This window comes from Planctomycetia bacterium, assembly GCA_015200345.1.
In the GTDB taxonomy this organism is placed as follows: domain Bacteria; phylum Planctomycetota; class Phycisphaerae; order UBA1845; family UTPLA1; genus PLA3.
In genome coordinates this window covers 3,535,600-3,560,652 of record CP054187.1, presented here as the reverse complement: position 1 = coordinate 3,560,652, position 25,053 = coordinate 3,535,600, and the positions used below count along the sequence as shown (strand labels likewise).

Below are 25,053 nucleotides of genomic sequence, written 5' to 3'. Positions count from 1 at the left end.
TGCGGCGGTCCATTTTGCCAAAATACAACCGTATAATAACAGAAGTAAAATTCTTTAATATAACCGGACGGCGTCCGTCGATCAATCCGCCAAAAACGCGATCGCCTGGTCCGTCCGTCCGTCCATCACCACGCGCAGATACCGGCCCGTCGCCGCGGCCGCCACGTCAATCACGCGGACCACGTCTCCCAACTGCGTTTCCTCCGGCAGGATCGCCGCAAGTTGATTGTCGGACCCGCTCAAGAATGTTTCGTTGAACCGATTGCGCCGGTCATCCGGGTACAACGGCAGGTAGGAAATGCCCGCCTCGACCAGGTCCTGAAAGAAATGCGTGCCGAACGAGACTTCCGGTATGTATCCATCCCGTTCGCGCGCGACTTCAATCAGCATTTTCGAGCGATTGATGTCCGCATAGCTCACCGGCACACCCAGCCGCTTGTCGCTGCTGCCCCAGCGTCCCGGGCCGATCAGGATGAACCGCCGATCGCGCAACTTCTCATTCAATGCGCCGATCACGCGCGCCACCTGCACCCGCTTCTCATTCGAATGAAGCCGGTCGTAATCACGCGGATCCACGTAGATCACATACTCGATCCGGTCCACAATCCCCGATCGCACGAACCGATTCGCGGTGAAGATCGTCCGCTCCTCCGGTACATCCGCGGGAATCGTCACGTTTTCCATCTCGGCCAACTGGCTCAAGGTCCGGCATTGCAGGAGATAAAGCCGTTCGCCATCGTGCGCGAACTCAACGTCGACCGGCACGCCGTACGCAAGCTCCAGCCGCCGCAGCAGGCCGCGCATCTGCTCCGGAAACGCGCCTTCGATCATCAGCTTGTCGAACGTCACCACCAGTTGCGACGCGGGCGTGTCGATGTACGTCCCCGTCGGCGGCACGAGCATCCCGTCGCGCGAAATCGACACGATTCGATCCAGGAGGCTGAACTCTCCCGCCTGCCGGAGGACCTCCTCAAACGGCACCGATTCCAGCCGGTTCTTCGACAAATTGATCACGTCAATCGTACGCTGCGAATGCCGCAGGATCTCCGGGATCGACGACTCGTGCCGCAACGTCGGCATGCCCAGCGCCACCATCCGCGGAAACTCCGACGCCACGCGATCCACCGCCCGCGTCCCCAGCCCCATCACGATCCGCATCAAGCCGTCCTCGCGGCGAATCCGAGGGCTCCATCGGTATTCGTTCCGGCTGAATGCCACCCCCGCGAACGCCGGCGCGAAGTACGACCCGAACTTCTGGCCCACCACTTTCTGGATCAGAATCGCCATGTCCTCTTCGTAATCCAGCAGATCATGCTCCCGGCGGTACAGCAACGGATCCGGCCCCAGCGCGCTGGCAAACACCTCGGCAATCGCTCCCAGCAACGCCGCCAGCCGCTTCTCCAGCGACCCTTGATTCCCCAGGAAGAAACTCGCGTACTTGCCAGAGAACGCCGTCCCGAAGCGGTCTTCCAGTAGGCTGCTGGAACGCACGATCACCGGATGATGCCCGATCTCCTCCAGCAGCCGCCGAAGCTGTTCCACGATGCGGGCCGGGAACTTCCCGTTGCGAAACACCTGTTTGATCAGGCGGTAATCCTTACGAATCTCCTCCGCCGTCTTGTACTTCTGGTTCTGGTACTCTCCCAAGTCATTGAGCTTGATGAATTCCTCGATCACGTCGGACCGGAGGAAATACGACTCGGGTATGGCGATTTCTCCGCCGTCGGCGACCGCCTGCCGGACCCGCGCGTCCGGCTCATGCGCGCGGACGACGGGATCGGCCCGCCGCGTCAGGATGCGATGCGCCAGAAACATGCCGGCCGCCTTCCCGCCGATGCGCCCCATGCCGCTCTCGTCGCCGATGAGGCGCGGCACGATCTCGCCGAAATCGCGGATGCGCAGATGGCGTTTGGCGATGCCGATGAACTCGAGCTGATCGCTGATGAGGTGGCGAATCAACCCGACCCGAATGCCCATGGCCTCGTCAGGCTGCAAGTGCGATTCGCCTTCGGGCAGGGCGCAGAACCGCCGCACCGCGTCGGAGAGCAGCCGGAACGATACGGTGGAAAGGGATACGATCGCGCGAAGCTTGTCGGCCTCTTCGCGCTTCAGGGCCAGATTAACTAAATCGTCTATTTCCAGCGCCGACAGATGCTGACCGGCGTACCAGCGCGTCAGGCGATTCACCGCCTCGCGCTCGGCTTCGTCGCCGTGCGGCGCCTCGGCCACGTTGGGGTTCCCCGTGCCGGACTCCCCCTGCTCGCCGCGCGCTTTCTCGTACAAATCATCGATCGAGATCGCCCCTTTTTCATGCAGCGCCACCTGCAATTGTCGAATGATTCGGTCCAATAGGTGCGGGTATCGCGCCAAGTAGCCATCCAGCACCGACGACGACCCCACCGCGCTGTCTGGATCAGGCTTCATGCGTGCGGTCATTCCTCGTGTGCGTCTTGCGTTGCCGCCGTTTCGACATCAGCATTCAATGTGGGCAATTCCACCGCCATCCTACCCGGTTCATGTATCATCTTTTGCGCGGCGTTTGCCAGCCCTGGTCGCTCACGTTGGCGGCTTGCACGAGAGCGTCCCGCTTCAGATGATCACATGCCGCTCATAACTCTTTGCATTATAGGCTTTTACAATCCGCTGGCCAACCCTTTTTCCACCCTTTGCGTTTCAGCCGATACTCACTTAGACTATCCCGCGTTCGGCGGACATGCACGGATGGCCGTTCACTGGGTCGCCCCGAGGGGGCATGACCGGCTGTGATCGTGTTGCCGTCGAACGCACAGACAGGAGTGATTGGCCGTCACATGATCAAAGTTCGACCCCGTCCCAATGAGCCGGTTCAGCAGCTGATGCGTCGCCTGAAGAAGCTTTGCGAGCGCGAAGGCGTCTTGCGCGAGATGAAGCGGACGGCCTATTACGAGAAGCCTTCGGATCGCAACCGGCGCAACCTGCGCAAAGCCAAGCGCCGTGTGCAGAAGTTCGGCGAAGTCCCGGCGCGCTAACGGCCGGTTCTATTCAATTGTTTATATTTAAGTTCGGCTCGAACCCTGGCGTTCCTTCCCTGCGCCGGCGGACCGTTTCATTCCACAATCCGGGAGCCGCATACTCCCTCTGTTAGCGATTTCGACTGCCTGTCAAAACCGCCTAATCGAAGCCAAATGCAGAGCCGTGGTCCACGATTGGACCGTGCAGAAGCGCTGGGGGCCGCAATGCGGATTCGCGCCAAGCCGTTCACGCATGCCGCGCGAGCACCTGCGCGAAGCGCCAGACTTCGTGAAACGTGTTGTACAGCGGGACGGGTGCCACGCGTATGACATTCGGCTCGCGGAAATCGGCCTTTACGCCGGCTGCATCGAGCGCGTGAAACAATTCCTTCGGCCGTTCGTGGGCAAGGATCGACAGTTGGCAGCCGCGGTGGTCAGGCTGGCGCGGCGTGATGACTTCGTACCGCTGCGTGGGCATCCGATCGAGCAGGAATTGCAAGTACCCGGTCAGGCGAACAGATTTGGCGCGGAGGTTTTCCATTCCGGCCTCGTCGAAGATGGCCAGCGACGCGCGGAGCGGCGCCATCGAGAGGATCGGCGGATTGCTCACCTGCCAGGCGTCGGCCCGGGCGACGGGCACGAACTGCTCATTCAGGTGCATGCGGAAGCGCGTGGCCGGATCGTTGCCCCACCAGCCGGCGAAGCGGTCGAGCCGCGCATTGGCGTGATGGCGTTCGTGCACAAACGCGCCGGCGACGGCCCCCGGCCCGCTATTAAGATATTTGTATGAACACCACGCCGCGAAGTCCACGCCCCACTCGTGCAATGCCAGCGGCACGTTGCCCGCGGCGTGCGCCAGGTCCAGCCCGACCATGCAGCCTTCGGCCCGCGCGACGGCCGTGATCCGCTTCATGTCGAACACCTGCCCGGTGAAGTAATTCACGCCCGACAGCAGCACGAGCGCGACGCGGTCGCCGTGGTCCTCCAGCTCCGACTCGATGTCGCCGGGGTGGATGAATGCCTCGCCCTCGCGCGGGCGGATGATCGCCAGCGCGTCGTCCGGGTCGTGCCCGTGAAAGCGCAATTGGCTTGCCGCCGCGTACGTGTCCGACGGAAACGCCGCCTCTTCCATGAGAATCTTGTACCGCGTGTGCGTCGGCTGATAGAAGCTGACCATCAGCAGGTGCAGGTTGACCGTCAGGCTGTTCATCAGGACGACTTCGCCGGGCTTCGCCCCGACCAGCCGGGCCGCCGGCTCGCGGAATTGCTCGTGGTAGGAGTACCACGGCGAGCGGCCCGCGAAATGGGCATCGACCGCGAGGCGCGCCCAGTCGTCGAGTTCCTGGTTCACCGCATCGCGCGCGGCGCGGGGCATCAGGCCGAGCGAATTGCCACAAAAGTATATGACCGGCTTGCCGTCAGGGCCGAGGGGAATCTCAAACCGTTCGCGGAACCGAGCCAGCGGATCGGCGGCGTCCAGTGCGATGGCGGCAGCCTCTTCCGGGGCAAAGGCAGGGTCTGGCGTCGTTTGCGCAGTCTTCATTTTCGTAAGTGTATGCGGGGCCCGAGGCGGTGTGGAATGCCTCCGGGCGGTCCGGCAACCGGAGGTGATGTTGCGGATGCAGATCGGTGGAAGCTTGTCAAACAGGCTGCGTCGGTGCTATGCTGTAGCAATCTCACAGGGCACTTCGCCACCGAGACCGGGTCCGCGCACGATTGCAAGACTCGGCCAGCCAGATGACCGGTATCACGGAGATACAACCCATGAAGAAGTCTGTTCTGCTTGCAGCGGCGATGATCACATTGATCCAGATGCCGATTGCCCGGGCCGTGGAGGTCGGCGAGACGGCTCCGGAGATCAAGGCGGAATACTGGATCAACCTGCCTGGCAGCGCGAAGTCGCTCAATTCCGAGCATTTGAAGGGGCGACTGGTTCTGCTGGAGTTCTGGGCGACGTGGTGCGGTCCCTGCCGGGACAGCATTCCGCACCTGATTGAACTGAAGAAGAAGTATGAGCCTAAAGGCATGTTGCTGGTCGCCCTGTCGGATGAGCCGAAATCGAAGGTCGGCCCGTTTGTAGAAAAATACAAAATGCCCTATATCGTCGGCGGTGGCGCCAAAGCCACGCTTCAGAAATACGGCATCAGCGCCTTCCCGACGGCGATTCTCATCGGCCCCGACGGAAAGGTGGTCTGGACCGGCCATCCTGCGGTCATCGATTCGGAGATCGAATCGGCACTGAAGTCCAATCCGCCAAAGAAGAAAGGCAGCCTGTCGGACGAGTCCGCCGCGTCGGTATTGAAGAGGGCCGACAAGTTGTACCGCGAGGGAAAGTATGCCGATGCGATGGATCTGTTCACGCAGGTGGCCACGGAGAACAAAGGATCGGCCCACGCGAAAAAGGCGAACGAACAGATCAAGAAGATGAAGGGCAACAGCTCGATCATGGAGGCGTTGCGCCGGGCCGAGGCCGGGAAGAAGTGCAGTCGCTGGCTGGCCTGTGCCCGCGTGCTGGCTCAAAATGGCGAGAAGGCCGACGCGGCCAAATACTACGACAAGATCATTCATGAATTCGGCGAGTTCGAGCAGGCGAAAATCGCCCGGTCCGAGCGCAAAGCGCTGGGCTACGAGGGCAAGCCGGAAGCTGCCAAGCCCTCCAAGGCCGCAGCGCGCAAGGCGGCCGATGACGAAGCGGATGAAGACGACGACGGTGACGAAGAGGAGGATGAGGAAGCCGACGGCGAAGACGAGGATGATGGCGAATAGCCCGGTTCCTTGTTACGAGACTTGATCAACTTAGGCGGTCGGTGGCATTCGCCATCGGCCGCTTTTTCATCTGCGCATGATCCGGACAACCTGAAGCCGCATCAAGGCGCGATTCAATGGCTGCGGCGATGGCATCCCGGCATCGACCCGGGAACTTCGCTTCTCTTTCCAATTCGCGCAGCGAGTTGATTCCGTCGTCGTGCGCTTTGCACGATTTCAGGATCGGAAACGCCGCCGGATTCCTCCGTCCGGGTCCGGCTGAACCGATCCGAACACCTGGGAATAGGAAGCCACGACCGCCGGTAGTAACATTCCGACGCTGCGGAGGATCGCGCCGGTGCGTGCGTGGCCGCGGCCCGTCGTACAGGGAGTTCAGATGTTTCCATTGCGAAACGCCGTGGCGGTGACGATTCTTGGCCTTGCTTGCCTCGCAACGGCTGGATGCCATGAGGGGGGCGACGGGAACTCGTCCTCGGCGGCGCAGGGCGGCGCAAAACCCGTCGCAGGCGGCGAGACCGATTCTCAACCCATTAAGACGAGATTGCCACCCATGAAAACCGAATTGGCGACGTTTGCGGCGGGCTGCTTCTGGGGAGTCGAACTGGAGTTCGCCAGCCTTCCCGGCGTTATCAAGACAACCGTCGGTTATACCGGCGGCAAGACCGACAAACCGACCTACGAACAGGTCTGCTCGCACACCACGGGGCACGCCGAGGCCGTGCTGGTCGAGTTCGACCCGACCCAGATCAGCTATGAAAAGCTGCTGGACAATTTCTGGGCGATCCACGACCCGACCCAGATGAACCGGCAAGGACCGGACGTCGGCGATCAGTATCGTTCGGCCATTTTCTACCACTCGCCGGCACAGGAGAAGGCGGCTCGCGCCAGCCTCGAGCGGCAGCAGAACTCCGGCCGTGAGAAAGGCAAAATCGTCACACAAATTGTTCCCGCCGTGACGTTCCACCCCGCGGAAGATTATCACCAGCAGTATTTCGCCAAGCGGGGTCAGAAGTCCTGCCACATCCGCCGCTGGTAGCGTTCTGCCGCTCACGAAACCGGCCTGAAATTGACAGTCCCCGCCGAGAGACGTACATTCCCACCGACGGATGCGCTGGCGAATCTCGCGGCGATCCGTCGGTTTTTTGTGTGGCGGCGGATTGTCGGAATCGCACAAGCGGCAGCATCCCCCCGAGAACCCTCACCGTCGGCGTCCCGGCGATCCGCGCGTCCATCGCGTGCGCGGCGCGCGGTCTCTCGACCGGCAGAACGGAGTCAGAATTTTCATGGCGGAAAAGTTTGTTTACTTCTTCGGCGGCGGCAAGGCGGAAGGCAAGAGCAGTGAGAAACACCTTCTCGGCGGCAAAGGCGCGGGCCTCGCCGAGATGACCAACATCGGCCTGCCCGTTCCCGCGGGCTTCACCATCACCACCTACGCCTGCAAGTACTACTACGAGCGTGGGCGGAAGTGGCCCACCGGGTTGGAAGCGCAAGTCCGCCAGAACCTGGTCAAGCTTGAAAAATGCTGCAAGAAGAAGCTCGGCGACGCGCGCGATCCGTTGCTGGTCTCCGTTCGCTCCGGCGCGCCGGTCTCGATGCCCGGCATGATGGAGACGGTGCTCAACCTCGGCCTGAACGACCAGTCGGTCGAGGCCCTGGCGAAGAACACGGGCAACGCACGGTTTGCGTGGGACTCGTACCGCAGATTTATCCAGATGTATTCTACCGTCGTCGTCGGCCTTTCGAAGGAAGTGCTCGAAGAAAAGCTCGCCCACAAGAAGCAATCGCTGGGCCTGCGGCTCGACACCGAGTTGACGGCGGATCACCTGCGAGAGTTGTGCGCCGAGTTCAAGGAGTTTTTCCAGTCGCAGACAGGTCGCGGCTTTCCGCAGGAGCCGTGGGAACAGCTCCGCGGCGCGATCGACGCCGTCTTCAATTCCTGGATGGCCGAGAAGGCCGTGAAGTACCGCGACGTGGAGAAGTTCCACGGCCTGCCCGGCACAGCCGTTTCGATTTGCCAGATGGTCTTCGGCAACATGGGCGAGGACAGCGGTACGGGTGTGTGTTTCACGCGCGACCCGAACAGCGGGGAGAACCGCTTCTACGGCGACCTGCTGATGAACGCCCAGGGCGAGGACGTGGTCGCCGGCATTCGCACACCGATCGCACTGGAAGAGCTGAAGCGCAAGAACGCCGAGGTGTACGACCAGCTGTGCGGCGTTCGTGTCATTCTTGAGACACACTACAAGGACATGCAGGATCTGGAGTTCACCGTCGAGCGCGGCAAGCTTTACATGCTGCAATGCCGCAGCGGCAAGCGCACGCCGACCGCCACGTTTCGCATCGCCGTGGAGCAGGCGACCAAGCCGCTGCTGACGAAGGCCGAAGCATCGCGCCTCGTGAAGAAGAAGTACCTGCCCAAGCGTTACGCCGCGGCGGCAACCAAGCCCGTGCTGACCAGCGACGAGGCCATCCTGCGGATCACCGGTGTCGACATTGAGCGATTGTTCTATCCGATCATCGATCCGCAATTCGACTCCAAGAGCCTTTCGATGCGTCAACTGGGCATCGGCATCAACGCCGTGCCCGGCGCGGCCTGCGGGCAGATTGTCTTCACCGCGCCGCAAGCCGAGCGCTGGCACGCCGAGGGGAAGAAAGTCATCCTCGTTCGGCGCGAGACCAGCCCCGAGGACGTCGGCGGGATGCACGTCGCGCAAGGCATCCTGACGGCGACGGGCGGCAAAACATCCCACGCGGCGGTCGTCGCGCGCGGCTGGGGAAAGTGCTGCATCGTGGGGTGCGAGGCGCTGGAGATCAACGAGCGTCAGGAAACGCTGCGGCTCAATGGCAAGACCCTCCGCGCGGGCGACTACGTCACGCTCGACGGATCAGCCGGCACGATCTATGAAGGCGAGCTGGGGCTTGTTACGCCGACGTTGCCACAGGAGTATTACACCCTGATGAAGTGGTGCGACGCCCGCCGCCGCCTTCGAGTCCGCACCAATGCCGACACCCCCTACGACGCCGAGAACGCCGTGCGCATGGGTGCCGAGGGCATCGGTCTGTGCCGCACCGAGCACATGTTCTTCGACACCGAGGAGCGCCGTCGCGCGATTCAGGAGATGATCGTCGCCGAGACGGCCGACGAGCGGCGCAAGGCCCTCTCGACGCTCCTGCCCTTCCAGCGGCAGGATTTCATCGGCATCTTCGAGGCGATGAACGGCAAGCCCGTCACGATCCGTCTCGTCGATCCGCCGCTGCACGAATTCGTGCCGCACACCGAGGAGAAACAGCGCGAGCTGGCGTCCCATCTCGGGGTCGAGTACGAAAAAGTCCGCCGACGCGTCGAGCAGCTCCACGAATCCAATCCGATGCTCGGCCATCGCGGCTGCCGCTTGTGCATCACCTATCCCGAAATTCTTGAGATGCAGGTGCGGGCAATCATCGAGGCCGCTGTCGAATGCGTCCGAAGAAAGATCAAGGTACTGCCCGAGATCATGATCCCGCTCTGCATCGACGCGAAGGAATTGAGCATCCTCGTCGAACGCACGCGATCCGTCGCGCAGGAGATCCTCGAAACCGCCGGCGTGCGGCTGAACTATCTCGTCGGCACGATGATCGAAACGCCACGGGCCGCGCTGACGGCCGACCAAATCGCCGGCGTGTCCGAGTTCTTCTCATTCGGCACGAACGACCTGACGCAAACGGTGATGGCGCTTTCGCGCGACGACGCCGGCCGGTTCCTGCCGGACTACGTGAACCAGGACAAGGCCGCCATCTTTGCCCACGATCCGTTCCAGACGATCGACCGCGACGGCGTCGGGCAACTCGTGCGCCACGCGATCGAAAAGGGCCGCGCCACGAAGCCGAACCTCAAGATCGGCATCTGCGGCGAGCACGGCGGCGACCCCGACTCGGTCCACTTTTGTCACGAAGTCGGCATGGACTATGTAAGCTGCTCGCCTTATCGCGTGCCGATCGCGCGGCTGGCCGCGGCACAAGCTTCGATCAGGGAACGGACGTCCGGCGGCATGCGCAAGGGCAAGCGGACCCGTTCAGCGCGCCGGTAACCGTCGGGGCGATGGAAGAGAGCGGGATCAGGCACGACCCCTTGCGAACCCGAGAGATCCACCGGCCAGGGCGTCGGCGCGTGGCGCGATCCATCACAACGCGGAGGAAGCGGACTCGCTCATCTTCACCCGGCCCCGGCCGCCGCGCTTGGCCGCATACAGCGCCTGGTCGGCCATCTTCAGAAGCTCGTTGTAATTCGCGGGATGGTTGGCCTGTAGGCTGGCGATGCCGGCCGTCATTCCCGGCGGCGGGTCCAGGCGTGTCATGATCCGGGCGCGCTGGCGGAACAACGCCAGAATCCGCTCGACCAGAATCACCGATTCTTTCACATGCATGCCGGGCAGGATCAGTGCGAATTCGTCGCCGCCGTAGCGAATGACCAGGTCCTCTTCGCGCGTGCATTGCCGAAGCAATTCGCCCGCGAATGCCAGGACCTCGTCACCGGCCGCATGGCCCTGTGCATCGTTGAGCTGCTTGAAGTAATCCAGGTCGAGCATGACGATGGTCAGGTCCTTCTTCGCGGCGCGCTGGGCCTCGAAGATCGCGGGGAAGCGCTCCTGCATCAGCCGCCGGTTCTTCACACCGGTCAATGGGTCAATCCAGATCTCTCGCTGGATTTGTTTGAGATCGCGCGAGATTGACATCGTCTCTTCCGCGATGCGCGAGTCCATGCGCCGCTCGATGCGCCAGGCGTGTTCGCGCCAGACCGCCGTCTCCTCGCGTAATTCGCTCATCGCTCTCGCCAGCTCGCCCAGTTCGTCGCTGCGCGCGGCCAGCTCCGCATCGGTCTCGAAGTGCGCCGTCGATGCCAGCCGGCGCAAGGCCCCCATCGGGCGAAGGACGTTGCCACGCAACCACCGAATCAATAGCACAAAGGCGATGCAAACGACCGCAGCCAGCGACCCCACTACCACGCCCCAATCCAAGAAACCGCTTGCCGGGTGATTCAAACGCAACAGCGCCGAAACAAAGCGCGGGCCGCCCGCATGGGCTGCACTCGGCAACGGGAAATCAACGCGATAGCACACATACGATTTCCGGCCCGAACCAGTGCGATGGAGCCAGCTTGCTTGAGGATCGCCCGTCCCATCCACTCTCGGAGGCCGCTCCAGTGCGGCCAAGTCGCCTTCTCGGATCGCGCGAACGGCCAGACGTTTCCCATCGCCCCTCCAGAACGCCACGGCCTGAACCGACGTATTATCCAGTAATCGGTCGATATTCCAGTCAGCGCACGCGGCATCGTCCGACCAGGCCAGTGCGGCCTTCGTGCGCAGCTGCTCGACCCATTGCAGAACCATCGCCCTCTGAATGCGATCCTGCTGGCGCATGAAATGAATGGCCGGGATCGCTGCGCCGGCGAGCGTCGTGCCGAGCAGTGCGAGGAAAATCCTTTGCTGAAGGGCTCGCTCCAGCCAACTGCGCTTGCCTTGTGTCTGCGGAGCTTCCGGCGTGCCCAAAACAGGTGCCTCCTGATACCCGATGCCCGCGGCCGATCCGTTCGATTCGCCGCGCGCGACGAACCCACTACGGCGCCCGATGCCGATTACTAACGTACAATTCAGTTTTCGACGTGAAATGGCGTCAACACCAACTCTTCGCGGGCGGACCGATGCGGAGTGGTGCACACGCGGGATAAGATCGCCCTGTCCGGTGCGAATTGCGCGGCGACGCGCTTCAAAAAAGTGTTATGGGCTTGGTGTTCCCGGCGGGTTCTTCGGCGTGTCCGATACACTCGACTGTGAGGTGGCAGGGAACGTCGCGGCGGGCGACGGATTCGACGTTGCGCCGCCGAAGGTACGCGGTCTGGCAGGTCTTGCGAATCCACTCGATTCCGTTCGCTCACGCAGGGCGCGGCCGCGCACGGGGTCGTGAACCGCTTCGAACGTGCCGAAGCACAGCAACGGACTGGGGCGATTGGGCATGACGTTGAACATGGACAACTCGGAATGCGCGTGCATCCAGACGCGGAAGCTGCCGTGAAGGCCCTTGTTCGGCTGCGTCGTCACACCGGCGATGCCCGCGAACGACGTGAACCGATGCGTTTGCATGGCGTTCAGCGCCACAGCGCGAACCTCGCGCTGGCGAATGGGGTAGTTTCGTCCGCTGCCGGCCGGCGGCGCGTCCAGCACGAATGAGAGGCACAGTTCGACGCGGCCGAGTTTGCCCAGCAGCGCGGCATCGCGCACGCTGCGCAGGGCGACGTTGAGATCGCCCTGGTCATCGAGCCACCAGTAACACTCGGTGGCGTCAAACTGCCAGGCTTTCGCCGGCGGCGGGTCGATTTCGGTCATGTTCAGCGAGACAAAGTTGACGCGGCCCGAGCCGGTGCAGCCGAAAAGAAATGGGATGCCGAGCGCCAAGGCGGACGCCCAGGGCCGCGGCCGCGCTATCGGCCCAGTCGGCGCCGGGCGAGGCCGAATCAAACCCCGGCGAAACCATGAATTGAGCATGTAGACATGAGAAAAGAGAACGCTTCGCATTCCGAGCCTGTCAGGAGAATCGCGCGGTGCATCGCCGCATGTCTACATTTTCAATTCTTCAATTCGACATTCGCCGGCGACGATCCCCGCCCATGCAGCGGGAAACTCTTGCAGAGTTCCAGGACTTCGCCACGCACACGCTGAATGACCGCCCTGGCCCCCTGCGAGGCCAGCACGTCATCAATCAGCCCGGCCACCTTCCGCATTTCGTCCGGACCCATCCCACGTGTGGACAGCGCCGGCGTGCCCAATCGCAGGCCGCTCGTCTCCATCGGCTTGCGCTCGTCGTACGGGATCATGTTCTTGTTCACAACGATGCCCGCCTCGCCCAGCCAGCTCTCCGCCATCGCGCCGGTCACGCTCGGATAGCCCTTGCGCAGATCCAGCAGCATCAGGTGGTTGTCCGTTCCGCCCGAAACCAATTGCTGCCCGCGACTCATCAACGACTCGGCCAGCGCCTTGGCATTGTCCAGCACCAATTGCTGATACGCCTTGAACTCCGGCCGCAGCGCTTCGCCGAAGGCGACGGCCTTCGCCGCGATGATGTGCATCAGCGGGCCGCCCTGCAAACCGGGGAACACCGCCGAGTCGATCTTCTTCGCCCAGTCGGCCTTGCACATCGTCAGCCCCGCTCGCGGGCCGCGCAACGTCTTGTGCGTCGTCGTTGTCACAAACTCGCACACGGGAACCGGCGAAGGATGCAGCCCCGTCGCCACCAGCCCGGCGATGTGCGCGATGTCGGCCATCAGCAGCGCACCGACCGATTTCGCGATCTCCGCGAACGTGTCCCACTCCCAGATGCGCGGGTACGCGCTCGCGCCGGTGATGATGAGCTTCGGTTTGCACTCGCGCGCCAGCGCCGCCACCTCGTCCATCTTGATCCGACCGGTCTGGCGATCGACCGTGTAATGCACCACGCGGAACCACTTGCCGCTGATGTTCACGTTCTTCCCGTGCGAGAGGTGCCCGCCGTGGTCCAAGTGAAGCGACAAAATCATGTCACCCGGCGTGCGCACCGGCTGCTCGGGATTCTTCTCGCGCTGCTCGGCCTCGTCGAACCGCGATCCCGGTTGCAGCGCCGCCAGCAGCACCGCCTGATTCGCCTGGCTGCCCGAGTGCGGTTGAACGTTCGCATGCTCGCATTGAAAGATCGCCTTCGCGCGATCAATCGCCAACTGCTCGATCGTATCCATGTTCTCGCAGCCGCCGTAGTAGCGCTTGCCCGGGTAGCCCTCGGCGTACTTGTTCGTGAAGATCGAGCCGGCTGCCGCCATCACCGCCGGGCTGACGTGGTTCTCCGAGGCAATCAACTCCAAGGTGTTCTGCTGACGATCCTCCTCGGCGACAAACGCCTTCCACACTTCGGGGTCCTGGTCGGCGATCGGATTGCGTGCAGGGTTAGCCATCGGCCGCTCCGTAAAGTTAAGCCGGAATTGCAGGCGCGTCCGGCGGTTCGGTGTTCCGCGGATACTGTAGAGAGTTGCATGGTCGCGGGCAACACGAGCCGGCGAATGCGGTTAAAATCCCTGCGCGGCAGCGTTCTGCACCGCATCGGGAGCACGCAACGTATGAACATCCCCGTGACCACGACGTTCACCATCGAAGGGTATCGAATTGTGAAGTACCTCGGCATCGTGCGCGGCATCATCGTTCGCGCGCCGACGATTTCGCAGAACATCCTGGGCGGCCTCAAGAGCATCATCGGCGGACGCATCGGCGCGTTCACTGAAATGTGCGAGCAGGCCCGGCAGCAGGCCTACGACCTGCTCATCGACCACGCCGTCGCCATCGGCGCCAATGCCATTGTCGGCCTGCGCTACGATGCGTCGGACATCTCGCGCGGTGGAACGGAAGTGCTTTGTTACGGCACGGCGGTCGTCATCGAGCCGGAACGGGGCTGACTTGCAGGACGGGAACCTGGCCGTATGATGGATGGTCGTCGCGCTGGGGCGACCTGAATCAAGGACGAACTCAATGCCTGACCTCGGTTACGGACCCATCGCTGTGCTGCTCGCCGTGGTGACGGCGATGGGTCTGGTCATCCTGCTGCTCACGCATTACCTGCCGAAGCTCACGCGGCATGGCCCGCGCAAGGACGATTCGTACGAATCGGGCATGGAAGTCATCGGCGACGCCCGGCGGCGGTTCAACGTCCGCTTCTACCTCGTCGCGATGCTGTTCCTGCTGTTCGACGTGGAAATCATCTTCATGTACCCCTGGGCCGTGAAGGTGACGAGCGTCCGAGCCGCCGGCGCGCCGCAAGCGGAGATTACCTTCCTGTTCGGCGCGATGATCGTTTTCTTCCTGATCCTGCTCGTGGGCTACATTTACGCGTGGGGCAAGGGCATCTTCCGGTATGACTGACGCCGGTCAGCGCATAACCAACTGGCTATAATACACGCGAGGCGTGCCAATCGTGCGGCGCGACACGGGGCGTAACAGGCATGGAAAAGCATCAATACGATCCGCACACCATGGGCGGCGACGATCTGCTGACCACCCGGCTCGACGCGCTGGTTGATTTCTTCCGCAAGAACGGCGTCAACTGGGCGCGCAAGAACTCGCTCTGGCCCATGCCCTTCGCCACCGCCTGCTGCGGCATCGAGCTGATGGCGACCGGCGCCAGCCGCTACGACGTCGCGCGCTTCGGGGCGGAGGTCATGCGCTTCAGCCCGCGCCAGTGCGACCTGCTGATCTGTGCCGGCCGCGTGGCGATCAAGATGATGCCCGTGCTCCAGCGCATCTACCTGCAAATGACCGAGCCGAAATGGGTCATCTCGATGGGGGCCTGCGCCTCGACCGGCGGCGTGTTTGACACCTACGCGGTCGTGCAGGGTGTCGATCAATTCATCCCCGTCGATGTTTACGTGCCCGGCTGCCCGCCGCGGCCCGAAACGCTTATCGAAGGCATCATGGCGATCCAGCGCATCGTCGAGCGCGACGGAATCAAGTCGAGCCAGGAGCGCGGCAAGGGGCTGCGCATGGTCGTCGAGCCGACGGTACAGCTTGGCGTGCCCGAGACGGCTGGAAAGTAGGGCTGCATGGCGACCATCGAATCCATCGTCTCGGCGCTGAAAGACCGCTTCGGCGCGAAGGTCGGCGACGCCCAGCCCCTCCTCCAACGCGGCGGCGGCAAGCCCGGCGATCAGTTCTTCGTCCGCGTTGAGCCGGTCGATCTCGCCGACGTGCTGCGATTCTGCCGCGACGAACCGCGCCTGCTCTTCGAGCAGCTCATCGACCTGACCTGCATCGACTATCTCAACTTTCCGGGGGCGGCCGATCGATACGGCGTCATTTACTCGCTGCTTTCGCTGACCCACGGCCATCGCCTGTGGATCAAGTGTTTTGTCAACGACCCGGCGCCGGCGCTGCCGTCGGCCACGCCGATCTGGCCCGGAGCCGAGTGGATGGAGCGCGAAGTCTTCGACATGTTCGGCATCCGCTTCGAGGGCCATCCCGATCTGCGACGCATCCTCACCTGGGACGGCTTCGAGGCGCACCCTCTTCGGAAGGACTATCCTCTCCGCGGCAAGGGCGAGCGGGAGAATTATCAGGTCGTGCATCGCGAAGACGCGTAAATCCGCCCTTCCGTCTCATTCTCGCTCAACTTGTGATCAGGCCGTTTGGATTTGCAGCCAGGCGCGGTATGGTTCGGCCGTTCATCGGAGCAATCGCCATGCGCCACAGCCATTGGTTCGTCGTCCTCGTTGCGATTTTGTTTTCGTCAATGGAAGTTCGCGCCGACGAATCCTGGAACCCCATCGCCGATCCGGGTGCCGTCGTCGTTTCCGGCCATGCACGCTTCACCGTGCTGACGCCCGGACTGGTTCGCATCGAATGGTCGCCCGACGGCACGTTTGAGGATCGCGCGTCGCAAGTTGTCGTGAACCGACGATTGCCCGTGCCGAAGTTCACAAAACGCATGGAACGTGATCTTCGCGTTTCGACGCAGCCTGCAGCGATCAACGCTCCACCTCACGATGCGTCAACCGACGAGGGCGGACGCGTCCTTGTTCTGCGTACCGATCGCATCGAGATCCGTCACCTTCAGGACGGCAAGCCGCTGACGAGCAGCAATCTCTCCGTCACCGCGCGCATCGGCCCGGGTGAAACCTGGCAACTAACCGCCCCCCCTTTTCCGCAATGCCGAAACGTCGACGGCGGCCCGAATCTCGGTGGAACCGTGCGCACGCTCGACGGCGTCAGCGGCAGCACGCCCCTGCCCGACGGCATTCTTTCTCGCACGGGCTGGTACCATCTGGACGATTCCAATACACTTGTCTTTGATGACGGCCCCGATCCGTGGATCGGCCCGCGCCGACGCGACGGCGCGATCGACTGGTATTTCTTCGCCTACGGCGCGGACTACCAGCAGGCCCTGCGCGATTTCACCGCCGTCGCCGGGCGAATCCCCCTGCCGCCGCGATTCGTCTTCGGCGCCTGGTGGAGCCGCTACTGGGCCTACAGCGACCGCGAACTGACCCAGCTCGTCAACGACTTCGACAAGCACGACGTGCCGCTCGACGTGCTCGTCATCGACATGGACTGGCACCTCGACGGCTGGACCGGCTACACCTGGAACCCGCAATACTTCCCCGAGCCGGAAAAATTCCTCCGCTGGGTCAAGCGCCGCGGCCTCAAGACCACGCTCAACCTGCACCCGGCCGAGGGCGTCGGCAAACACGAGAAGGCTTTTCCGCAGGTCGCGCAGGCCATGGGCCTGGACCCGGCAACGACCGACCGCGTGCCGTTCGATTGCGCGAGCCGGGAATACATGAATGCCTATTTCAAGTTCCTGCATCACCCGCTGGAGGAAATGGGCATCGACTTCTGGTGGATGGACTGGCAGCAGGGGCAGCAGACGAACATCGCAGGCCTCGACCCGCTCTACTGGCTCAACGTGCTGCACTGGCGCGACGTGAAGAATCGCGAGCCCCGGACCGGCCGCCGCCCGCTCATCTTCTCCCGCTGGGGCGGACTGGGGAACCATCGCTACCAGATCGGCTTCTCCGGCGATACGTTCTGCAACTGGCCGTCGCTGGCGTTTCAACCCTACTTCACCGCGACGGCCGGCAACGTCGGCTACGCCTACTGGAGCCACGACATCGGCGGGCATCAGCCGGGCAAGGTCGACCCCGAGCTGTACACGCGCTGGGTGCAATGGGGCGCGTTGAGTCCGATCCTGCGCACGCACACGACGAAAAACCCCGAAGCCGAGCGGCGCATCTGGGAGTTCCCGACGCCGTATTTCGAGGCGATGCGCGCCGCGTTTCACCTGCGCTACGAGTTGATTCCATACATCTACACGGTCGCGCGACAGTGCTACGACACCGCCCTGCCGCTTTGCCGGCCGCTCTATTACGAATGGCCCGAGCTGGAAGAAGCCTACACCTGGAAGAATCAATACCTCTTCGGCGATCAACTGATGGTCGCCCCGGTCACGCAGCCCGCCGACCCGCTCACCGGTTGTGCCATGATCGAGGCATGGATTCCGCCGGGCCGGTGGACGAACTGGTTCACGGGCCGCACCTACGACGGGCCGGCCGTCGTGCCGCTCGTCGTCCCGCTGGATGAGATTCCATTGTTCGTGCGCGACGGCGGCATCGTCGTCACCCAGAAGAAATCGCTCCGCAGCCACGGCGCGGCGGATCAACCGCTGGTCGTCAACATCTTCCCCGGCACGGCCGGCGAATACACCCATTACGAAGACGACGGCGCCAGCGACGGCTACCTCCGCGGCAAGTACACGACGCAGCGGATTCAACACACCACAGCGGGGCGGACCAAGCTGTGCACGGTCGAAGCGCCGCTGGGAAACTACCCTTCGATGCCCAATCGTACTGGGTTGGAGATTCGCTGGTGGGACATCGAGCCGTTCGAGAAGCTCGCGATTGATGGCCGCGAGATCGAGCGCGCGGACCAGCCCAAGCCCGGAAAGACATGCTGGGGATGGGACCTCGCGCGCACGTCGGGGTGGCTGCATGTCGCTGCGACGGACATTCACTATCCGATTCAAGTCCGCGCCACGCTGCCGGAAGACGATGGTAAAGTGGAAGCCTCTTTGCGGGCTGGCGGGCGCGGCATGGCGAAACTCTATCGCGAGGTCCGCGCGAGTTTAAATAAGAATAATGTCGTCATTCCAAATGAGGCCCTGGCGACGGATCCGAAATCCAGGGCCGCGGCAGGCACGTTCTACGGCACGATGCTGGAGCCGATGGGCTGGCAGGGCTGGATTGAACTGGTCGCCGACAACGTTAAGGACAAGGCCGAGCGGGATCGGTTCCTGCTTCGGATGCTCGGTGCATGGCACGCCATCGACGTGGCTCGTTCGCCCGACGGCCGGCGCGCCGAGGCGATCATCAAGCTGCAATCAACGATCAAGAACCCCCATTTGCAGTTGAGCCTGAAGCAGGAGCCTGAAAGCGCGATGCCGCGGCACTTCACCCGGTTGCCGCGATTCGAGTCCGTGGGCGAGCCGCTCATCGCGCGTGTGCCGCTGGAGACGGCCGATTCGCTCGCCACGCAATTGGTTCGATTCAATGCGCGCGTCGCATGGGAAGACACGGAAGTCACGTTTGAAATCGCCAAGACGATCCTACCGTCGATCAATGCATGGTGGCTCTGCGGACCATTCGACGCCCCCGGCGGAACCGGCCTCAACCAACCTTTCGGCCCGGAGGAAAAGTTCGATCTCGGTGCTCGCTACACCGGCAAAGCGGGCCGCGAGATTGGTTGGCACCAATTCTTGCGCAAGGTAAAGCCCGGCGACGATCTCACCGCAGAGTTCTTCGTCGACTTTGACGACGTGTACGGCCAGCGCGTGCATGACTGCGTCGTCTACGGGTTCACTTGGATCGACGCGCCGCAGGACATGGACGCCGTGCTGGCGCTCGGCACCGACGACGGCTGCGCGATCTGGCTGAACGGAACAGAAATCCACCGCATCGACATCGGCCGGCCCTACACATCCAAACAGGACCGGGTGCCGGTGAAACTCAAGCGGGGCGAAAACACACTGCTTATCAAAGTGTCACAGGGCGGCGGCGACGGTGGTTTCGGCGTTCACATTGAGAACGCCGACGGCCGCGCGCTCACGCAGGTCCGCCCGCGCCTGGATCCGCGAACCACAAACCCAGCCAACGACGAAAGGCGTCCGTCCGAGCCGCGGCCGTGAAGGAACGTCCTCGCTCGAATACGTCGGGCGTCACAATTGGCACGGCCCGCCGCCATGCGATCGCGGCTCGGTGTCGGTACGCATCGCAGGATGCCTCCTCCCTGCCCAGCGAGGGGCGGAGTCAAGATGAAAAGAATCGAATGATCGCCTGTGATGAAGTCACGAAGCGTGCGTGCGTCGCCCGTTCCACTTCGGCACGTCTTGAATCGAATGGCTCGCCGCGGCTTCGGCGATGATGTGCATGTGCGGCAGGCGGGCGCGCTTCATCTGGCGCAGCTGCTTGCGCTGCGCCTTCGCGTAAGCCAGCGCCCAATTCCCGTTCGGGTCTTCATTCAACACGCTCGACGCCTCGCCGCGCGTCAGCACGTCCACGATCCGACCCAGCGACGCCTGGTGATAACTCGCCAGCGTGTCGGCATCCAGACCGAAGCGCGACAGCCTCGCCCAGAACAGCACCGATCGCCGCCACGCCGCCTCGGATGCCAGCAGATTCATCCGCTTGAAGATGAACCGATTGGTGCGGAACGACAGCAGCGTCTCGCGCAGGTGCAACGCCAGCAAATGCTCCGGTTCGGCGTATTCGCGCTGCAACGTCCGCCGCAGCGTCTGAAAGTGAATCGGCGCGACCTGCGCATCGGCCCGAACCTCCCAGTACAAATGACCAAACGCCACCGTCGAGCGGCTCACCGCCATCTGCCGCGGGAGGAACTTGTTGTGCGCGATCGTATCCGCCGCGAGGTGCGACAGGTATCCATACGCGAACGCCCGCCCCGCGTCCGACTCGGCCGAATGAAGCAGAGAGAACCCGGTGTCCCATCGGTGGCACACCTGTTTCACCCGGCTCATCTTCTTCGCCAGCACCGTGTCGGTCGCGACGTTGCCGTATATGAAGTGCCGCCGATGCCGCGCCAGCAGCGCCGCGATCGCCGGCGGCAACGCCCACAAGTTTGATAGAATCTCCGACGCGAACTGAACGTGCGATCCAGGCCCCCACGCCCACGCCTCCTGAACGCAGCCAAGTACCAGTGCGGCGGCCGCGGCAACGATCCAACCGTTCACGCGAATCGACGAACCCGCTTTACGATTCATGGATGCGATGTCCCCATCCTTCGTTCGCTGCGAGGCATCCCTGCCGTACCCGGCAGGCGAATTGTAGCATTCACCGCAGCCGCAACCAACAGACTCACGTGCCCGACTCGCCGACGCCCTGCCCGCCACAGCATCCTTTCGCTCCACCGCACCTCTCTTATACTCCCTCCCATGCCTACTGGCTGCGACTACGTCTTGTTCGCCCCGACCGACTATGCGAACCTCTCGCGCCGTTTGATCGCGCTTCTCATTGACCTCGCACTGGTCATCGTCGGCGTTTCGGGTATCTCCTCGGCCGTCGCGGCTCGCGTGGTCCCGCCGGACGTCTGGCGAATCACCCACCGCGCCGAGCGACAACGCAGGATGAACGAGGCCATGAGACCCGTCCAACTGCCCACCACGCTCGGCTGCGTTGCATTTGCGATGATTTACCACGTTCTGGGTCGCACACTGCACGGCGGTACAGTCGGCTATCGGCTCGCCGGGGTTCGACTCGTCGATGCCGCGGGCCGCACGCCGCCGCTACGCGTCCTGTTCAAGCGGTTCCTGATGGCGGTGCCCTTTACGCTGCTGCTCGGCGCATCTTACTTTTCGGTCGGAAGAAGCCCCCGCCGTCAGACGACCCACGATCAATGGTCCGGGACCTGGGTCGTCCGAAAAACCGCCCAGCCGATCGGCCCCGCCAAGCCCGCCTATCAGACCAAACTGCTCGGCACGATGCTCTTCACGTGGCTTGATCTCGAACCAGCCGGCGCCGCGCACGCCGATAACGCGCCGTCGCTGTCCGCCGCAGCCTCCTGACTGGATTCGCGCCCTCCCGCGTGCATAAAGTTGTGCATCGGTCGTCGCGCCGCCCCCCTGCGCGATCGGCTGAATGGGGAGGAATCACGTCATGGGGATGAAATATACACACGTCGTTGTTTGCCTCGGCGCGCTGATCGCACTCAAAGCGACGCTGCCCGCCGCGCCCGCGCCGCAGTCCGCCGTCGCCCAGACGCGCAACTGCCCCGAGGCCCACGATCAATTCGTCGGTGTCTCCGGCGGCGCGGTGGCCTTCCGACTGCACATCGACAACCCCGACGACAGCCGCATCTCGATCTTTCAATACCCGCTCGGCGGCATTCTTGAACAGGCCGGCCCGACGAACCTGGATTACGTGTTCGTTCCCTCGGCCGATTTTCGCGGGACGACGACCTTCACCTATCGCCTGATTCCGCCGCTGGGTTGCACGCGCTCCACGCAACTGGGCCGCGTCACGCTCGCCGGAGGACCGCTGCCCGGCGGAAGCATCGACACCGCGCCAAGCGGACTCGCCCCGCCGCCCGAAACGCCCGCGACCTGCGGCGTACTGCCGTTGCCGCTCTTCGCATCAGCCGGCGCGATGGGCTTCGCCGTGTGCCGCCGAATGCGCGGGACCATCCGCTCACGCTGCCTGCGCAAACAAAATGCATCAGCGGACCACAGGCCTTGACCCCTGGGTCCCTGTGACTACACTCTCCCCGTGCTGATTGGCCCCTAGTGTAACGGTAGCACGACAGACTCTGGATCTGTTTGTCAAGGTTCGAATCCTTGGGGGCCAGGTTTCTCCCGCATAGATGCTCGTTCCCCCACCATTCGATCCCGCGCGATCGGCTCGCGCGCGAATCGTGCGGTGTCGTCAGCGCATTGAGAGACGATGCGGCACGACTTGACCCAGGGCAAGGCCGTTTGGATCAACTGTTTTTTTGATCTGATTCAACCGATCAGCGACTGCCCCGTCATCTCCACCGGCCGACTCAAGCCGCCCAGCGCCAGCAGCGTCGGCGCGATGTCGGCCAACCTGCCGCCCGGGCGCAGCGTGATGCCCCCGTTGCTCTTCGGCGCGCCGGTTGCAGGGTCATACGCACCGCGATAACGATCGTCGACGACGATGAGATCCACGTCATACGTCGTGTGGGCTGTGTGCGGGCCGCCGGTGGCGGGATCAATCATCTGTTCGCAATTGCCGTGATCGGCCGTCACGATGGCCGCGCCGCCTTTCGCGAGCACGGCGTCCACCACGCGGCCGACGCATTCATCGACGACCTCCACCGCGCGAATCGCCGCCCGCAAGTTGCCCGTGTGGCCGACCATGTCGCCGTTGGCGAAGTTGAGGATGTACAGATCGTACGCGTCGGATGCGATTCGTCGAAGCATCTCGTCGGTGACGCCGTAGGCGCTCATCTCCGGCTTCTGGTCGTACGTCGTCACGTCGCGCGGGCTGGGGACGATCTGCCGATCCTCGCCGTCGAAGGGCGGCTCGCGGTAGTCGTTGAAAAAGAACGTCACGTGCGGAAACTTCTCCGTCTCGGCGCAGCGAAACTGCTTCAGGCCCAGGTCCGCGGCATAGGCCCCGAGGATGTTCGCCATCTTCGCCGGCCTCGTGAACGCCACCTTCACCGGCAGGCCGGTTTCGTACTCGCACATCGTGCAATAATACAGGTTCGCGATCTTCGGGCCGCGTTCGAACCCCTGCCGCTTGCGCGTGCCGTCCTTCTCGACCTGCTCATAGGGAAATTCATCATAGACAAACGACTTAGTGATTTCGCGCGGCCGATCGCCGCGAAAGTTGAAGAACACTACTGCATCGCCGCCGCGAATCGGACGAGCTTCACCCACCACCGTCGGCTCGATGAACTCATCGCCCGACCGGCTCGGTTCCGTCGCATGGGCATAATAGCGCGTGAATGCCTCCTCGGCCGATGCGACCTTCACGCCTGCGCCCGCGGTCAGCAATCGATACGCCTTCTCCACGCGATCCCACCGGTTGTCACGATCCATCGCGTAGTAGCGGCCGATCACGGTCGCGACTCGGCCTACACCCATCTCTCGCATCTTCGCTTCAACCGCGCGGATGAATCCGACGCCGGACTGCGGCGGCGTGTCGCGCCCGTCGCCGAATGCGTGAACCTGCACGGCATCGCCGGCCAGGCCCTGCCGCCGGGCCAATTCCAGCAATGCGTATAAATGCTCCAGCGCCGAATGCACGCCCGCATCGCTGCACAGGCCCAGGATGTGCAGCACGCCGCCGCTGGATTTCGCATGCGCCGCCGCCGCGCACAGCGCCGCGTTGCTGAAGAACGACCCATCGCGGATCGTCCGCGTGATGCGCATCTGCTCCTGATCGACGATCCGCCCCGCCCCGATGTTCTGATGCCCCACCTCGCTGTTGCCCATCACGCCGGCCGGCAGCCCGACATCCTCCCCGCTCGTGCGAATCTGCACCCACGGATACGTCGCGCGCAGTCGATTATCGACCGGCGTCTTCGCCAGCTTCACCACGTTGGCATGGTCCCACTCGGGATACGGATTGTGCCCCCACCCGTCGCGGACGATGAGCAGCAACGGTCGCCTGGTGAGCTTCGCCATCGTCGCCTTACTCTATCATCGCCGCGTAGTCGGCCAGCTCGCGCCGAAAATCGCGCAGGCGGATGCCGAATGTCTCTTCCACCGGCCCCGTGTCGCACACCGAATCCTCCTGCGACATCTGCACCTGCCCCTCGTTGAATCGCAGCATCGCCGGCAACAGCGGCAGTTTCATCACCGTTTTCGCCATCAGCTTCGCAATCCAAACCGGCTGACCCACGATCGGCTTCCAGCGCTTTGCGCCCGGAATCGTATCGCGGCAGATGCGATACAGCTCCTTCCAGCTGATCGCCTCCGGCCCGCCAAGGTCAAACGTCCGACCGATTGTTTCCGGCCGTGACAGCGCCGCCACGAAACAATGCGCCACGTCCTTGACACTCACGGGTTGCAATCGCCGCTGGCCGTCGCCGAAATACGGAATCACCGGAAACGGCGTCGGCAGAAACCCCAGCGCATTCACGGTCACGTCGCACACGAACATCCGCATCATCCGCATGAACTCCCCGTCCGGCCCGTGAATGATGCTCGGCCGAAAGATCGTCCAATCCAGCCCGCTCTCCCGCACGCACACTTCCGCGGCCCACTTCGTGCGGTGATACGCACTGGGCGCCCCCGGCCGTGTTCCCAGTGCCGACATGTGTACATAGCGCCGCACACCCGCCGCTTTGCACGCGTCGACGACGGCGCGCGTCCCCTCCAGATGAACCCGCTCAAACGTCTGGCCGCGCAGCCGATTCTCCTGAATGATGCCCACCAGATGCACGCACGCCTCGGCGCCGTGCGCGGCTTCGGCCAGTGCGTCGCCGTCAAACAAGTCGCCATGCACGACCTCGTATCGATCGGCGGGGAGTTCCCGCGCCTGCGCCGCGAGGCGGTCCCGGTCGCGCACCAGGCACACGGCCTTGTGCCCGCGCGCCACCAGCTCGCGCAGGACCGCCCGCCCGACAAAGCCGGTCGCGCCCGTCACGAGCACGCGCGTCAGAAATTTTCCCTCTTCGGTCGAGGTCGCTTCGCCGGCCGCGGCGACGGGTCCGGTCGGAGTCGGCGGTGATTCAGCCGCCTGTACGGTTTCACTCATGTTGGCTCATCTCGCAATCGCTCA

19 protein-coding genes and 1 tRNA gene are annotated in these 25,053 nt (G+C 63.3%); 12 read left to right on the top strand and 8 right to left on the bottom strand.

All coding sequences use genetic code 11. The features are described 5' to 3' along the window. Window positions 1–81: 81 nt before the first annotated feature. Entirely contained in the window at window positions 82–2,424 is a 2,343-nt protein-coding gene (locus tag HRU71_14535; GenBank protein ID QOJ04631.1) for a hypothetical protein, read from the bottom strand. 386 nt (window positions 2,425–2,810) lie between these two features. Between HRU71_14535 and rpsU the strand changes: the two genes are divergently transcribed. Further along, window positions 2,811–3,008, top strand: a complete 198-nt coding sequence (gene rpsU, locus HRU71_14530; protein QOJ04630.1) for a 30S ribosomal protein S21 — start codon at window positions 2,811–2,813, stop codon at window positions 3,006–3,008. A gap of 229 nt (window positions 3,009–3,237) precedes the next feature. On the opposite strand, the gene kynU is transcribed toward rpsU, so the two are convergent. Further along, entirely contained in the window at window positions 3,238–4,533 is a 1,296-nt protein-coding gene (gene kynU / locus HRU71_14525; protein ID QOJ04629.1) for a kynureninase, read from the bottom strand. A 221-nt stretch (window positions 4,534–4,754) separates the two neighbouring features. Here kynU and HRU71_14520 point away from each other — a divergent pair, with 221 nt between their 5' ends. The 3 genes from HRU71_14520 (at window position 4,755) to HRU71_14510 (ending at window position 9,823) form a co-directional block, all read left to right on the top strand. Further along, complete coding sequence (locus tag HRU71_14520; GenBank protein ID QOJ04628.1) at window positions 4,755–5,756, top strand: redoxin domain-containing protein; 1,002 nt, start codon at window positions 4,755–4,757, stop codon at window positions 5,754–5,756. Window positions 5,757–6,306: 550 nt separating this feature from the next. After that, window positions 6,307–6,792: a peptide-methionine (S)-S-oxide reductase MsrA gene (gene msrA, locus HRU71_14515; protein ID QOJ04627.1), complete on the top strand. Its 486-nt coding sequence runs from the start codon at window positions 6,307–6,309 to the stop codon at window positions 6,790–6,792. Between the two features lie 247 nt (window positions 6,793–7,039). Further along, entirely contained in the window at window positions 7,040–9,823 is a 2,784-nt protein-coding gene (locus HRU71_14510) for a pyruvate, phosphate dikinase (protein ID QOJ04626.1), read from the top strand. A gap of 93 nt (window positions 9,824–9,916) precedes the next feature. Here HRU71_14510 and HRU71_14505 read toward each other — a convergent pair whose 3' ends face one another. The 3 genes from HRU71_14505 to HRU71_14495 form a co-directional block, all read right to left on the bottom strand. After that, window positions 9,917–11,281 (bottom strand): diguanylate cyclase, encoded by a 1,365-nt coding sequence (locus HRU71_14505; protein ID QOJ04625.1) that lies wholly within the window; start codon window positions 11,279–11,281, stop codon window positions 9,917–9,919. 228 nt (window positions 11,282–11,509) lie between these two features. Beyond that, window positions 11,510–12,184 carry a hypothetical protein gene (locus HRU71_14500; protein QOJ04624.1) on the bottom strand — a complete coding sequence of 225 codons (675 nt, stop codon included), beginning with the start codon at window positions 12,182–12,184 and terminating at the stop codon, window positions 11,510–11,512. 170 nt (window positions 12,185–12,354) lie between these two features. Continuing rightward, complete coding sequence (locus tag HRU71_14495) at window positions 12,355–13,710, bottom strand: serine hydroxymethyltransferase (GenBank protein ID QOJ04623.1); 1,356 nt, start codon at window positions 13,708–13,710, stop codon at window positions 12,355–12,357. A 162-nt stretch (window positions 13,711–13,872) separates the two neighbouring features. On the opposite strand from HRU71_14495, the gene HRU71_14490 reads away from it, so the two are divergent. The 5 genes from HRU71_14490 (at window position 13,873) to HRU71_14470 (ending at window position 19,478) form a co-directional block, all read left to right on the top strand. Then, the gene (locus HRU71_14490; GenBank protein QOJ05027.1) at window positions 13,873–14,205 is read left to right on the top strand and encodes a YbjQ family protein; all 333 of its coding nucleotides are present in this window, start codon (window positions 13,873–13,875) and stop codon (window positions 14,203–14,205) included. 127 nt (window positions 14,206–14,332) lie between these two features. Continuing rightward, window positions 14,333–14,668, top strand: coding sequence for an NADH-quinone oxidoreductase subunit A (locus HRU71_14485; protein ID QOJ05026.1), 336 nt, complete (start codon window positions 14,333–14,335; stop codon window positions 14,666–14,668). Between the two features lie 110 nt (window positions 14,669–14,778). Next, window positions 14,779–15,339 (top strand): NADH-quinone oxidoreductase subunit B, encoded by a 561-nt coding sequence (locus HRU71_14480; GenBank protein ID QOJ05025.1) that lies wholly within the window; start codon window positions 14,779–14,781, stop codon window positions 15,337–15,339. A 6-nt stretch (window positions 15,340–15,345) separates the two neighbouring features. Beyond that, a complete protein-coding gene (locus HRU71_14475; GenBank protein ID QOJ04622.1) occupies window positions 15,346–15,882 on the top strand; it encodes an NADH-quinone oxidoreductase subunit C in 537 nt (178 codons plus the stop codon). Window positions 15,883–15,980: 98 nt separating this feature from the next. Continuing rightward, a complete protein-coding gene (locus tag HRU71_14470; GenBank protein QOJ04621.1) occupies window positions 15,981–19,478 on the top strand; it encodes a DUF5110 domain-containing protein in 3,498 nt (1,165 codons plus the stop codon). Window positions 19,479–19,637: 159 nt separating this feature from the next. Here HRU71_14470 and HRU71_14465 read toward each other — a convergent pair whose 3' ends face one another. Next, window positions 19,638–20,567 carry a zinc dependent phospholipase C family protein gene (locus HRU71_14465; GenBank protein QOJ04620.1) on the bottom strand — a complete coding sequence of 310 codons (930 nt, stop codon included), beginning with the start codon at window positions 20,565–20,567 and terminating at the stop codon, window positions 19,638–19,640. 171 nt (window positions 20,568–20,738) lie between these two features. Between HRU71_14465 and HRU71_14460 the strand changes: the two genes are divergently transcribed. The 3 genes from HRU71_14460 (at window position 20,739) to HRU71_14450 (ending at window position 22,147) form a co-directional block, all read left to right on the top strand. Beyond that, window positions 20,739–21,368 carry an RDD family protein gene (locus HRU71_14460; protein QOJ04619.1) on the top strand — a complete coding sequence of 210 codons (630 nt, stop codon included), beginning with the start codon at window positions 20,739–20,741 and terminating at the stop codon, window positions 21,366–21,368. Between the two features lie 91 nt (window positions 21,369–21,459). Further along, window positions 21,460–22,038 carry a hypothetical protein gene (locus tag HRU71_14455; GenBank protein QOJ04618.1) on the top strand — a complete coding sequence of 193 codons (579 nt, stop codon included), beginning with the start codon at window positions 21,460–21,462 and terminating at the stop codon, window positions 22,036–22,038. A gap of 38 nt (window positions 22,039–22,076) precedes the next feature. Next, window positions 22,077–22,147, top strand: a tRNA-Gln gene (locus HRU71_14450). A gap of 154 nt (window positions 22,148–22,301) precedes the next feature. Here HRU71_14450 and HRU71_14445 read toward each other — a convergent pair. Both HRU71_14445 and HRU71_14440 read right to left on the bottom strand, forming a co-directional pair. Next, window positions 22,302–23,954, bottom strand: a complete 1,653-nt coding sequence (locus tag HRU71_14445; GenBank protein QOJ04617.1) for a 2,3-bisphosphoglycerate-independent phosphoglycerate mutase — start codon at window positions 23,952–23,954, stop codon at window positions 22,302–22,304. Window positions 23,955–23,961: 7 nt separating this feature from the next. Beyond that, on the bottom strand, window positions 23,962–25,029 hold the full coding sequence (locus HRU71_14440) for a complex I NDUFA9 subunit family protein (protein ID QOJ04616.1): 1,068 nt from the start codon (window positions 25,027–25,029) through the stop codon (window positions 23,962–23,964). Window positions 25,030–25,053: the final 24 nt, after the last annotated feature.